This window comes from Vibrio sp. NH-7 (assembly GCF_053643215.1).
In genome coordinates this window covers 1,613,034-1,626,662 of record NZ_CM132187.1, presented here as the reverse complement: position 1 = coordinate 1,626,662, position 13,629 = coordinate 1,613,034, and the positions used below count along the sequence as shown (strand labels likewise).

The window sequence follows — 13,629 nt, the reverse complement described above, 5'->3', positions numbered from 1 at the left end:
CTTAGTGGTTCACTTTTGACCACTTGCCGGTTTCAATACCAAGTAAGTAACGGACGCCACCGACGAAGTTGGCAAGGTGCCCGGCAACAACATATAGAACTAATTTGCACACTTTGTGCTTGAAGATAAACGGGAACTGATAGCTAAGATATGCAAGGCAGTACACAGCCAGTTGGCCTGCACACAAAACTGCAAATAGCGGTGAATGTAAAAGTAAGGCTGAGCTTAGCAAGCACGCAATCATTAGGTATGGGGTGACCAGTCTTAATCCTTTGCCTGAAAGAAAAGCAAACGCGACGCCGCCGTGTCTTGGGAGGAACATTTCGGCAAGCAGGATGGCTTGCTGCATGTTGCCAGCGGAAATACGTAAGCGGCGTTTGAAATCCATGCTCTCTGATGATGCTTCCAGCTCAAGAGCTGTCATGTTTGCGTCGTATTCGGCAAGATAACCTTTTTTAACGATGTTCATCGGCAAGATGAAATCATCATTGATGGTGTTGGCTTGCAATTCGTCAAACAAACGCGTTCTGAATAGATAAAAGGCTCCGTGCGCACCAAGTGTTGAGCCGAACGTGGCTTCGTTCATTTTGACTTGGCACTGGTATTGCCAGTACTTTTGCTCACCTTTGTTTTGCGTATCAAACAAGGTGTAAGCGCCATTGACTACGCCCACTTCTGGGTTACTAAAATGCTTATTGGCTCTCCAGAGTGCATCGAGAGAGATGATGGCAGAAACGTCGCTCAGTGCGGTGATATCACTGGTGATGTGCTTCATTTCATCATTGATTACCACCACCTTGCCGCGGTTGGTCTCATGAGCGTGAATTTCAAAATGGGTATCGCAACAGATCGCTTCTTGAATTGTCTCTTCGGCCACTAAGACAGTGTTATCGGTGCAACCATCGCAGGCAATGATCACTTTGAACTTTTTCTTTGGATAATCTAAAGATGCGAGATTACGGATCTTGTCGGCGATCCACTGTTCTTCGTTGTACGCGGGAATCAAAATGGTCACGGTTGCGCATTCTTGATCCGCATTCTGCGTTTTGAATCCACGTGCCTGATGGCGCAATGCCTTCAGTGGGTGGCTTTTCGAATACCAAGCAAGAATCACGGGGTAGCCCACGTGGTGGTAGACGATCAACAACGCACCAACAGAAAAAATAAGCATTAAAATTGTATCGCTCATGCGCGTTTCTCCTCAGTTAATGCGTTGTAGGCGTGAACCATTTGGCGGATATCATTGTTTGAATGCACAAACGTTCTAGGGCGGGCGATTATGGAGGTTTTTAGTGCCGATTCGATAGCATTCGCGAGAGAGCTGGGATCTTCGCTATCGACCAAAATACCCGATTCAGGGTCTAGGGTTTCGTCTGTCGCACCCACATCGGTGGCCACTGTGATAATGCCGCAAGACTGTGCTTCTAGTGTTGAGAGTGGAAAGCCTTCAGAGCGCGAGGGTAAGCAAAACACATCTAGAGCTTGATAAAAGCGGGGCATATCATCGACTAAGCCGAGGAAGGTGACTCGATTTGCCACTCCTAGCGCGCGAGCTTGTTCCTCTAGCGTTTCCCGCTGGCTGCCGTGCCCAGCGATAACTAAATGGGCAGAACTTGGCATGTGAGAAAACGCCTCAATCAGTACGTCATGACCTTTGACTGGTTCTAGTCTTCCTGCAGAGCCAATGATGTTGGTATATTCTGGTAATCCTAGCGATTGGCGAGCGAGCAGCTTCGCACCCGGTTTGAAGCGTTCGCAGTCAACGCCGTTTTTGATGACCGAGAGGTCGTTGTAAGCGAAATATTGCTGAATTTGATCGCGCACGCGTTTCGCGTCTGCCACTACTCTAGGCTTGGCAACTTTCAACGCTAGACTTTGCAGGAAACGGTGTTTGAACGCCTGCAAGTGCCACGCGTCGTGCTCGGTATGAATTCGAGTATGAACACCAGCCAGTCTTGCTGCTACCGCGCCATAAAGTAATGGACCAATATGGTGGGTATGAACGCAGTGTGGTTTGAGCAAGCGAAACAAGGTATGGAGCTGATTAAAAACCTGCCCACTGCGGCCTGCGGGCTTGTCTAGAAACATGAGCTGGTTTTGGTAGCGTGCCAATTTTGGCCAGTGGGCGATGGCGTCTGCTTTGTTTCCTTCTAGGCTCACAATCATAACGCGCTGACTAGGGTTCGAAAATGCCAGCATATTTAGCGCAAGCGCTTCTAAGCCCCCTGGGGCGAGGTGTTGCACGACATGGATAATGAGTTTTTGTTGGATTGCCATTGTGTGACCTCTCTTAAAGCGGGTAGTCAATACCCTAATTTCACTTATGTCTTTCTATATGGGTGGTTTGCATAGGTCGTGCCAAATAAAAACTCTCATATAAACAATGGTTTGTGATTGTTTTTCATCTTTCTTTTTCAATTTGGTCAAAATGAAATGCGAAATGATTGGGACTATTTCATTTTGGGTAGATAGGTGAGTACCGGTGCCTTGGTGATGGTTTCGATCTCTTCGATTCGTCGAATGGAGGAGTTGAAAAGCTCAATAAAGGTCGCAACACCGCCCCCTAAACCAATCCCTGCGACTAAACCAGCAAGGATGAAGACAATCACAGGTAAATTAGACGGGTGGCTAGGTGTGTAAGGTAAGTCGATGATCTTAACTCGCTTACTTTGCTCGAATACGCCAAGTGAGCCAGTAAGCTGCGCCATTTCATAGCGTTGAACCAGTTCATCATACAGCTGTCTCTTGAGGTTAACTTCTCGCTCAAGTTGATATAGCGTTCTTGCGCGGTCACCAAATTGATTGGCTGACGTTTCTAGCTCTTCAATCATGGTTCTTAGGCTTTTGGTTTCTTCAGTGAGCGATTCATAGCGGCTACGTACGAGTTGTAAATTGTGCAACTGTGTCACCAGTAAGGGTTGGACTTCACCAAGTTCGGACAAACGGCCACTACTCGCGATATCCCACAGCTGGTTACTGTCAACGCTGGGTTGATCGAGATTAATCAGTTGGCTTCGTTCGCTTTCGAGGCGGCGAAGTTCACGCTCTTTACCTTGAACCGCACTGTGGCTATTGGTGTACTTTGCTTTCAGCAAGGTGAGTGCGCTGCGCGTTTCGATGATCTGCTCCTCGATTTTACCGACGACGGGGTTTGTACGGGAGAGCTGTTGATCCAAGGAGCCCAAACTGCGTTTCACCCCCGCGAGCTCTGCTTCTTTCTCTGCCAAGCTCTGTTTCAATGAGGCAAGGCGAGAAAGGCTCTGACTTTGCATTTCAGGCGTGACGGATGAAAACTCGTTTTTGAAATTTGCCAGTTTGACTTCAGCGTTTTCCAACGCGGTTTTACGTTCTTCAATGTGGATGGCAAGAAACTCAGCCGAGTCTTTAATCGATGAACGTTCCGGAGCCAGAAGCTGCTCTATAAAGTGATCGCTGATTGATTCCAACAATCCTTTCATACCGTCTGGTCGTGGCGCGGTTAGAGTGATTTTCAAAAAGTCTTTACCAGGCTGAGTCACGTTTAGACTGGCGGCAAGGCGGTTGATCACGCGATCCTTTTCAAGCGGCGACATGGCGTCATTGATGAGTTGGTGCTCAATGGCCACTGCGGTTAACACATGGCGACTTTTCAGCAGAGTACTCAAGGCGTTGAGTCGCTCTTTAAGCATGGTTGAGACGGCAATATCTTCCAGAAACGGGTTCATTTTTGCGGTTTCTTGAATCAACATACTGGTGTGTGAGACATAATTGGCGGGCGCCATTTTGCCAATAAAGTAACCCGCAAACGGAAAGATCAAGATGGGCAACACAATGATGTATCGCTGTCTCCACGCCGCATTCAGTAACACGATCAGTCGTAATTTAAGCTCGGTCATATAGCCTCCAACAAGCGAGATAACTCGATACTTCGGCTGTCCCAACTTTCGTCAATGAAATGCATGTGGGTTTGCTTACTGGGTTGCTGCTGGACACGGTCGAGTGCAGTGCTGAACTCGTTGACAGTTTGGGCAAACTGCAGCTGGTTTTGGTACGGATATGCAGCTGGAAAAGGTGATGAAATGACCGCCGAGCCTGCTGCGAGATACTCTTTGAGTTTTAACGGGCTGCAAGCGCGAATTTGATCGTTAAGTAGAAACGGCAGTAAACCGACTGTCCAATGCTGGCTATAGTGTGGAAGCTCGTGATGCGCTTTCACGCCCAGATAATGCACATTAGGCAATGCTGGTAGTGGGTTATGCGATAGCTCTAATGGGCCGATAAAAACAAACTCCCAATCAGTACGCTGCTTACATAGTTGATCGAGCATTTTGTAGTCGAGCCAGTTCGATAAGCTGCCATAAAACCCCGCGATAGGTTTTCCGCTGCTGGGCAAATCTAGGGCACGAGGGTGCGGCTCGGTAAACAAAGAGACATCAACGCCATGGGGCAGAAAATGGGTTTTGGCACGCGGAAACTTGAGGCATAGCTTGTCACTTGCCGCGAGCACAAGATTGGCGTGAGAGACTAAGTCCAGTTCATGTTCGCGAACGACATCATGATCAACACCCGCTAACGAAGTAAAATCATCGCCGCAGTAGTAGACCACCGCTGACTCGTTGAGGTGTCCACACACATCGGCGGCTGTCGGTAGTGAGGTCCAAAGGATCGGATCTTTAAGCTGCAGCATTTTGATGATGGGTTTTAGTTGGCTGACCATCAGATGTTTCGCTATGGCTCTCGCAAAGGCCGATGAAGGCGCTGGTATGGTTTTAATATTGGCAACATGGATGTTGGGATGTTGCTGTGAGGAGGTTTGGTAACCTTGCTTCGCTTTACCGAGCAATTTATTCCAAGCTCTCCCGATGTCATTTTTGCTCAATCTTGGTTGACGCAAACCAATCGAGTTGACCCAGAGTACGCGGCGGTCATCGGCCAAACGTGTGATGAGGTGTTGGGTGCTAGAAGGCAGTCCGCCAAAGTCTTCACCAAAAACAATAAGATCACGCATCTTAAACCTCCGACTTATCCAGTGAACGAACGACTTTTGCAGGGTTGCCAACTGCAACCACATAGGGCGGTATATCCTTTGTCACAACGCTTCCCGTGCCGATTATGGAACCTTCGCCAATGGTGACGTTGGGGCAGATGGTGACGTTGGTGCCGATCCATACGTCTTTCTCCAGTACGATGTCGCCAATGTCTTGTTCCAAATCGCCATCGCCTTTCGCTCGTAATGCAGCATCCATCGAGTGACCGGAATAGCCAAAGAAAAAAGCGCGACCCGCAATGCGAACGTTGTCTTGAATTTCAATTTTTCGGCCAACGGCGAACGTGCTTTGCCAGCCGATATCCACATTGCTGCCAACGATCAATTGAGGACGATGAGTCTGCGGGCGACCGCTGAAGGTGGTTTGTCCGGAAATGCGGCAATCATCACCGATCGAAATTTCGAGAGGACCAGAAACAAATGGAACGCCCCCAAATAGATACAAACCTCGACCATACTGGCTTAGGCGCCCTTTAAATGCAGGCGTATGGATCAATACTCGCAAGACGCTGGCTATGACGCTGTTAAACAGGTTATACAGCGCAGCTATCACAGCGTTGAACCACCTTGGGGTGGGTAGATCGCACGCTCTGACCGCTTTCAAAATGAGAAACACTTTGCGAGAGGTTGGGTTGTCACTCTCTTTAAGCCAAATTTTTAATCCGTTGAGTTGTTGCGTTAGCATAAGCCCATCCTCAATTTACGAGTTATGAGTTAGCTATTACACAGAGCGTGCCAGAAAATAACCTGAACAATTACAAATAGTTAAACTGTCTTAACTGTCGCTTTGAGCGGTTTTCTCATTTTGAGTTGAATTTTGAGTGATGCGAGAGATAGCAATGCACAGCGCGGCCAAGATATAAATCGGCCAAGTGAAGCCTTGGGTGAGGAAAGTGCCAGAGACAATGGTTCCGACAATGCCAGCATAAACCGCCATAGAAGTTGCAACGAAAAGTGGTGAGAAAAGTGCAGGGTTTGCGTCCAGACTTTTCATGGTTTGCCGGCTGGTTTTGAGTAAGCCAATGATTAACCAGATAAACACGAGCAGCCCCAAAAAACCTGTTTCAGCTAAGACACCAAACCAAGTGCTGTGTACAGCGTGATTCAACCCGTCCCAATGTGGGCTGTAGAAGAAGTAGTTGACGTAAAAGTTATCTAGGCCAACGCCAGTTAGCGGATTGCTGACCGCCATTTTGAACGCTGCTTCCCACGCGTATAAACGCCCCATCGCTGACGCATCAATCCCTTCTTCGGCAGCACCGCCTGACTGTCTGTCAGAAATACCCGCCGCCAAGAAAAGCGCTGATGCCGCGACAACGCCTAGTGTTATGAGCAACGTTTTTGACTTTATCAATCTAAGTCCGAACATGCCAAAGACCGCCAATGAACCGAGCAATCCGCCACGACTTTGAGTCGCCAGTACTGCCCAAATGGCGAGAAGCACCCCAACAATCCCTAATAGCCTAGCCATGCCAATGTTCTTGGTGGTGGCAAATGAAATGGCAAACGCCAGCGGGAACATCAGCACCAATGAGAGATCATTTGGATCGCCGAGCATCGAGCCTAAATGGCGGCCTATCGTGACACGCGTTCCTTCGACCAATCCAATCCCGTTAAGGGAGTTAAAAATCGCGACCCCAGAGATGAGAATGCCCGAAATGATGATGAGTGTAGCGATTTTTTTCACCGCGTCTTCCGTGTCAACCAACCAAGCGATTGCGAGAGTCATCACGATGATCTTCCAGTAGATATTTTTAAAAAATGCAATCGAAATACCCGGGTTGGAGGCAAAAACAATCCCAATAATGACAAGCAACCAAAAAGCAGCAAGTTGGGTTAAGTTTGGATGCCAGTAGGTTTTTACCTGACGACTGATAATGGTATGCCACATGAGCGCAGACAACGCCCCGAGTGAGAGTAGCAACGGGATTTTCAAAGAGTACAGCGCGGGGAAGGCTTCGTGAATTCTGAAAAAAGAGAACAGAACAAACAGGCTGACCAACCAAAAAGTTTGGTTGAGCACGAACAAGATTCCAAAGGGCACTAAGCATAGAACGGCAATGAGAGCAGGGTGCGGTGCCAAACTCCAAATGCCAATAAGGAGAAAGCACAGCACTGTCATGCCAATGATTGCGGTTCTTTGCTTATGTGCAGTCACCATCGCAATGTTCTCCCTACTTTTCACCCGCCGCAGCGGTGGTCGAGAACTGTTTACGGACCTGCTTGATGTCAATCAAGTTGACGCGCTGCGCGTAGGCGATCAGTGCTAACGGTTGAAGGACGAACATCAATAGGGTCACGGATTGCGGCTGTTCGAAACTGCCACTGATGACCAATAGCGAACTCAAAGCGATCAGTCCTAGCGTAGCACCAGTATGATAAGGAAGTGGCAACAACCGCTGACTCATGATGAGTGCAAACAGGAATCGGCTGACTTGCCCACACAGTAGCGCAACCAAAATGGCGTAGACCCCATGTTCAATGGTAAGCGCGCCGACGATAAACGCGATGACGATAGCAACGAGATTAATCGACAATAATTTGGTGGTCTGCTTGGCATGGAGAATACCAATATTGATCATTTCCGTAAGCTCTTTGAACACCATAATCAAAATAGTAATCGCGACCAATAGCGCTGCTTGATGATAGTTTGCTGGCAGCGCGAGCGTGATAAACAACTGGCTTGCCCAAGATAAAGCCACAGCAATCACACAAAGCAACAACGCGCCCTGTTGAATGGTTTTTGCGACCGCCAAATTGCCTTGTGTTTGTTGTACCTGAAATCGTCTTGGCATCCACCACATGTGAAAGGGTTGAATCATGATGCCCACACCTAGGGCAAACTTTGCTGCGATGGCGTAAATGCCAAGTGTTTCTAGATCTGTATAGCCGGCAATAAACCAACGCTCTGCGCCGCTTAGTGCAAACGCGACCATTGCAGACAGCATTAAAGGAGAGGAATAGCGCAGATAGCTTTGCAGTTGTTCACGGCTTGGTAGGCGAATGCTAAACGGCAAGTAGACATGCAAAAACAAAAACTGCCCCAGTGTGCAAATGACGTTTGCAGCGAAAATAAGTGTTACGTCTGGGCGATAAAACAAAATCATAACCAGTAACGCCACTTGCACAATAACGGTGGTGACGCACAGTTTGAAAAACAGCATGGCTTGATTGTGAAGGCGCAACCAAGCAAGCCCAATCGCGAGCGGCGCTTCATAGCAAAGCACAATACCGATTAAAAATGACTGGCTTTCACTGATGCTCTCAATAGGCGCACCGATAAGGTTGTAAAGGGTGAAACACGCTATCCCAAGGCCAGATGAGATCAGCAGCGTTGCGGTATAGAGCTCACTCGCTTTGCGCTTTTGGGTGTCATGGCAATCAATGGTTCCAATGAAACGGTAGAGATTCTCGTGCATGGCTAAGCCAATGACCATTGAAAAAAAGACTGCTGTGATGCCGATAAACTCAAGCTGACCGAGTTGAACAGGAGAGAGGTAATGCGCCATTAATGGAAGGGTAAACAGCGAGATACCTTTCATCAAAAAGAGGCTAACCGCATAAAGGCTCATGTTTTTAAGAGGATTGCTCACCATGTCCGCCTCCTTAAGCGTGCTGTTCGACAGTTGCCGAATGACGGCATAGGTAACGCGCGAAGGTGTCGTAACGTACCGACGCCTTGTATTGCTGTGCAATATCGAGACCATTTTGGCAACAGCGCTGCATTGCTTGCTTATCATTGAACACGTACAAAAGAGCATCGCACAGTGAGTCAACATCGTTAGGCTGGTATTTGACGCAGTTTTCGTTATGAGTCAGGACTTGATCCCAATAAGCATTGTCACTGGGGATAAGCACGCACATCCCAGCCGCAAGCGCTTCAAGAATCGATAAACCAAATGGCTCATTGTGGCTGGTCGAGACAAAAATGTTGGACTGGCGACGAATCTCATCTAGGTCGATAGGGTCTTGATGCCATTGGGTGTGGGGCAGGTCAACAGGCGCGTTTGAGACAGGCATATTGGTGCTTTGTGGCTGGATGTAGCAAATATTGAACGGCATCGGATGCAGAGTGTGAGCCAATTTCACTGCATCGATTAAGGTATCGACGCCTTTCCACTTCAAAAGCGACGCTGCCCAGAACCCTACAGGAATGTCACGCTGGCATGGACTGGGCCAGCGTGATTCAGTGATGCCGTTAACCGTCTCAAAATAGTTCTCAGATTGAATGAAAAGTTCAGACAATGCACCTACGTCACCGGTATTCAAGCTAGACCAGAAGTATTGTTCGATGGCGTTTTGAATGCTTCTTTTGGTTGAAGGCAAGAAAAAGACCGCATCGGCATTGACCAGGCAATAACCGATTGAACGAGAAAGCCCGACATTACCATGAACCCACTGAATCACTCGTTTGCCGGTCAGCTTCTTGATGAGATAAAGGGGCATGTCGATCCCCGGACCTGACGCGCCAAGCAGTTGCGAGGTTTGGTAAAACCGCACCATAAAAAAAAGAACAACAACGGTCGCGATCAGTTGCTCAAACCAGTAAAGCAACCCGTTGTGATGTTGAGAGGTCCATTTGCAAAGAGGCAGCGAGCAGATTTTTGCATCATGCAGCTGGTGGAATTCACTTTTTTGCCAGTATTGCTTATCTGCGGTTAACACGACAAACCGCTGCGTTTGAGGGTTACATTGCGCAAGCGCATCACTGGTGGCGACTTTAGAGCCGCCTTTGAACATGATGGGATCATAAATGAGAGTTACGGGGCGCTTATCCATGTTGACCTCCCAATAGACTAAAACGTCTTGCCATCACTGCTTTCAGTGGCTGAAAGGTACTCAAAACACCGATCGAGCGAACAGGTTTGTTCTGCCATAGGTTTAGGTAGACTTTCTCGATCGCACGACAAGTCACTTCAAGGTCATGATGAGCGATAATGTGTTCATAGCCTTTGGTCGCCAAGTAGGCGCTCAGTTTCGGATTTGCTATCACGAGGCGCATCGCTTTGGTCATGCTCCGGATACCCACATTCTTGTACAGAAGTCCTGTTTCACCATGGCGAACAAATTCTGGAATGCCTCCTTCGTACGGGGCGATCACAGGAATGTTAGCCAGTGATGCTTCAGCGATCACCAAACCAAACGCTTCATTGCGGGCTCCGCTGATGAATGCATCACAATCTTTTAGCCAACCGACCACATTGCTCTGTTCCCCGACAAAGTGAATGCAGTGTGTGAGTCTTAGTAGCTCTGCTTGGTTCTCTAGGTTACTGCGCAGTGGGCCATCTCCGATGACAACCAGGTGGGCATTTGGGTATTCCAACGTCAGATGTCTCAGCGCAGTCATGATTCGGTCAACGCCCTTGCGGTGAATCAAAGAGCCAACGGTGGCGAACACAAAGTCATCGTCAGGGATATTGAGTTGTTTACGCACATCGACGTTGGGTTGGTCAATGAGCGCTTGGGTGTCGATACCGTTATGCACGACGGATAGGTTGGATTTCGGATAGCCATCATCGAGTAACGATTGCGCGGCATGTTTACTGACCGCGATAATATGTGGGCTGGCGTTGATGCCAAGCGTCAATCTGTCTCGCGCGATATAGCTGCAATGCAGTTGCGTGACAAGCGGTATGTGCTTGATTTTGGCAGCGGCTATCATCCATTGGCAGGGAGCGGCACTGTTTACATGAACAAGGTCGATGGACTCTCGCTCAATGATCTTGCAGCCGTATTCGATAAGATTAAGCCAATTTGCAGCATCAAAACGAGGGGCTTTCCAGCCAAGCAGTAACGGAAACTGATTAACCTCGTTGTCGATGTTCATTATGTCGAGTTGTCGAGACAGGGTTTGATTATTGGTCCAAATAAATGGGTGGTACTGGCGGTCGTCGAGATATTTCACCAGATCTAGCAAGCAACGTTCGCTACCACGAATCCAATTATCACCATAATGCACAAACAGTATTTTCTTCGCCATAACGTGTCCTTCCTGTTCCAAACTTGAACGTTATAAGGAAAGAGCAAGTTAGGTGCCAAGTTGTGATTTAATTTAAGTTGTTGATTAATAGTGGATTATTATTTCTTTGATGACCCATTTTCAAAATGAAAATCAGATTGATAGCACTCAGCTTTGGTAGGCGTCTAAAAGTTGCGGGATGACCGCTTGTTGAGAGAAAGCGTCTTGAACGGTTTGTTTGGCATTTTGTCGAATAGATTCGCTATCTGGGGAGGGGAGTTCAATCCAGTGGTGATAAAACTCGGACAATTGGTCAAAGTCATCAAACAGGTAGCCGTTTTGCTGATGATTGAGCAGAGTGTCCAAACTGCCAACGTTCACTGCCATGACAATGATTCCTCGCGCCATTGCTTCTAGTGCCGTCATTGGTAGCCCTTCAAATCGAGAACAGATAATGAGGACATCAATCTGCTCCCAAACGGCGTTCATATTGGTTTGGTGCCCATGAAACGTGAGGTTTGGCGGCGCGATTTGTTGCAGCTTGCTTTCGTCAGGGCCAGTGCCATAAATATCAAATTGGCACTGAGGAAGAGACTGAGCAAGCCTGACAAAGCGATCGGCGGCTTTTTCATGACTTAGTCGACCAACAAACGCGGTCTGCTTTCCTGATGAGGGAGTAACGGCACCAGTATCAATAAAGTTGTTAAATCGCTTTGCGGTAACAGGAAGCTTATCGCTGATAGGCGCACTGACGGCAATGGAGGTCGATGAAATCATTGCAGAGTATCGATCGATAAGGTCATAGAGTTTTACCCAACCGGTAGGCGTTTCCCCTGCATGATAAGTGGAGATTTGGCGGATTCCAGTGAACAGTTTAGTGAGTTTACACAGCAAACTCGCTTTGTAGCCGTGAGCGTGGAGAACGTTAGGGCGATGACGTTTAACCAACTTCAACAGGTTCGCGAACGCTTTCCCCTTTTGATTGGTTAAATAGTCACATGGAATATCGAGTGCTGCTAGTTTGTCATACAAAGGTGAGGGTTGTTGATATGCGCGGACTAACCAAACTTTGACATCGACATCGAAATGTTTCAGACCTTTGGCGAGCTCGATAACGTGACTCTCGATCCCGCCAAAGGTTAAGCTGTCGATAATCAACCAAACACTAGTCGGTGTATTGTTGCTCATCTTCCGCTTCCCATGCTTGCTTCTTGCGGTAAACCGTCGATGGGCTTAACTCCAAAAGAACTGCTGCATTGAGAACATTGCCATCGCAATAATCAATGGCTTGTTGAATGGCTTCTCGTTCAATCTGCCACATTGGACGAATATGCGTTGGCGGATTGTCTGCAGCTTGCGATGGGGTATACGTGCTCTCTATTTCATCGATGATCGGTTCAGCAGGGGACGCTTCAACAGAGTGTGGCGTCGGTGGTGGCGCAGTTCTGTTATTTTTAGCGGCTGTGGATTGGCGAACCTGCTGTGGTAAATGATCAACCGTGAGCTTGGTATCATCATTTAATACCACAATATTGCGGATGATGTTCTGCAGTTGCCTAACATTGCCTGGCCAACGGTAACGTTTGAGCAAGGTTTCCGCATCGCGATTGATTGCTCTAAATTGTTTGCCATCTTCTTTAGCGTACAGCTTCAAGAAATGGTTAGCGAGCGTGACAATGTCGTTACCGCGTTCGCGCAGTGGTGGCATGTCGACAGGGACGACATGGACTCGGTAATAGAGGTCTTCACGAAAGCGTCCTTCTTCAACTTCAACTAAGGGCTCTCGGTTGGTGGCGCAAATGATGCGGACATCGACTTTGACCTCTCGACTACCACCCAGTGGCGTAAACGTCCCAGTTTGAAGAAAACGCAGTAACTTCTTCTGCATCTCCAAATCCATTTCGCAAAGCTCGTCTAAAAATAACGTACCGCCGTGGGCTTGTGATGCTGCGCCTTTTCGGTCTGTCGTTGCGCCCGTGAATGCGCCTTTTACATGGCCGAAAATTTCACTTTCCATCAGATCTTTCGGGATCGCCCCGCAGTTAATTGCAACGAACGGTTTGTCTGATCGTTTGCTCTCTTTGTGAATGGCTTCCGCGCACACCTCTTTACCTGTGCCACTTTCACCAACGATGAAAACACTCGCGGTGGTCGGTGCGACCGAGTCGATAATTTTGTAAACACCTTGCATCGGCAAACTGGAACCGATAAAGCCGTGGAAACGGTTTCGGTCAAATTTCGTTTCTATATCTTCCACCAAGTGCTCGAGTTTCACTTGTTGCAAATGAAGGTTGATGGAAGTCTTCAGGCGGTCTGCATTGATGGGTTTTTCAAGGAAGTCTTTCGCCCCTTTTTGCACTAGGCTAACGGCGACATTTACTGAACCATGTGCGGTAGCGACAATCACGGAAGTTGGGATTTGCTGTTCGTTGATCCAATCCAAGATGTCTTCGCCATCCATGTCTGGCAGCTTAAGATCGAGAATAACGAGCTGAGGAACATTTCGTTCAATAAAGGCGATGGCTTCGCGACCCGTTTCAACATGGAACAGGTCATAGGGTTCATCTTTGATGTACTGCTTGTACAAAATAGCGAGCGACGTTGAGTCTTCAATAAGTAATACTTTTGGTTTCATGGTTAAATC

At 48.0% G+C, this 13,629-nt stretch carries 11 protein-coding genes; all 11 read right to left on the bottom strand.

Going from position 1 to position 13,629, the window contains the following annotated elements:
- Nucleotide 1 precedes the first annotated feature (1 nt).
- On the bottom strand, nucleotides 2-1,189 hold the full coding sequence (locus ACUALS_RS07520; RefSeq protein WP_454448067.1) for a glycosyltransferase family 2 protein: 1,188 nt from the start codon (nucleotides 1,187-1,189) through the stop codon (nucleotides 2-4).
- Nucleotides 1,186-2,277 (bottom strand): glycosyltransferase, encoded by a 1,092-nt coding sequence (locus ACUALS_RS07515; protein WP_454448066.1) that lies wholly within the window; start codon nucleotides 2,275-2,277, stop codon nucleotides 1,186-1,188. Before ACUALS_RS07515 ends, ACUALS_RS07520 begins: the two co-directional genes overlap by 4 nt.
- Nucleotides 2,278-2,450: 173 nt before the next feature.
- Nucleotides 2,451-3,875 carry a GumC family protein gene (locus ACUALS_RS07510; RefSeq protein ID WP_454448065.1) on the bottom strand — a complete coding sequence of 475 codons (1,425 nt, stop codon included), beginning with the start codon at nucleotides 3,873-3,875 and terminating at the stop codon, nucleotides 2,451-2,453.
- A complete protein-coding gene (locus ACUALS_RS07505; protein WP_454448064.1) occupies nucleotides 3,872-4,987 on the bottom strand; it encodes a glycosyltransferase family 1 protein in 1,116 nt (371 codons plus the stop codon). Before ACUALS_RS07505 ends, ACUALS_RS07510 begins: the two co-directional genes overlap by 4 nt.
- Before the next feature lies 1 nt (nucleotide 4,988).
- The gene (locus ACUALS_RS07500) at nucleotides 4,989-5,711 is read right to left on the bottom strand and encodes an acyltransferase (protein WP_454448063.1); all 723 of its coding nucleotides are present in this window, start codon (nucleotides 5,709-5,711) and stop codon (nucleotides 4,989-4,991) included.
- Nucleotides 5,712-5,801: 90 nt separating this feature from the next.
- A complete protein-coding gene (locus tag ACUALS_RS07495) occupies nucleotides 5,802-7,187 on the bottom strand; it encodes an O-antigen ligase family protein (protein WP_454448062.1) in 1,386 nt (461 codons plus the stop codon).
- Between the two features lie 13 nt (nucleotides 7,188-7,200).
- Entirely contained in the window at nucleotides 7,201-8,622 is a 1,422-nt protein-coding gene (locus ACUALS_RS07490; protein ID WP_454448061.1) for a lipopolysaccharide biosynthesis protein, read from the bottom strand.
- Between the two features lie 10 nt (nucleotides 8,623-8,632).
- The gene (locus ACUALS_RS07485) at nucleotides 8,633-9,805 is read right to left on the bottom strand and encodes a glycosyltransferase family 4 protein (protein ID WP_454448060.1); all 1,173 of its coding nucleotides are present in this window, start codon (nucleotides 9,803-9,805) and stop codon (nucleotides 8,633-8,635) included.
- Nucleotides 9,798-11,006, bottom strand: a complete 1,209-nt coding sequence (locus tag ACUALS_RS07480; RefSeq protein WP_454448059.1) for a glycosyltransferase — start codon at nucleotides 11,004-11,006, stop codon at nucleotides 9,798-9,800. The genes ACUALS_RS07485 and ACUALS_RS07480 overlap by 8 nt, the downstream gene beginning before the upstream one ends.
- Nucleotides 11,007-11,153: 147 nt before the next feature.
- Complete coding sequence (locus ACUALS_RS07475; RefSeq protein ID WP_454448058.1) at nucleotides 11,154-12,173, bottom strand: glycosyltransferase family 4 protein; 1,020 nt, start codon at nucleotides 12,171-12,173, stop codon at nucleotides 11,154-11,156.
- A complete protein-coding gene (locus ACUALS_RS07470) occupies nucleotides 12,151-13,620 on the bottom strand; it encodes a sigma-54-dependent transcriptional regulator (protein WP_454448057.1) in 1,470 nt (489 codons plus the stop codon). The genes ACUALS_RS07475 and ACUALS_RS07470 overlap by 23 nt, the downstream gene beginning before the upstream one ends.
- Nucleotides 13,621-13,629: the final 9 nt, after the last annotated feature.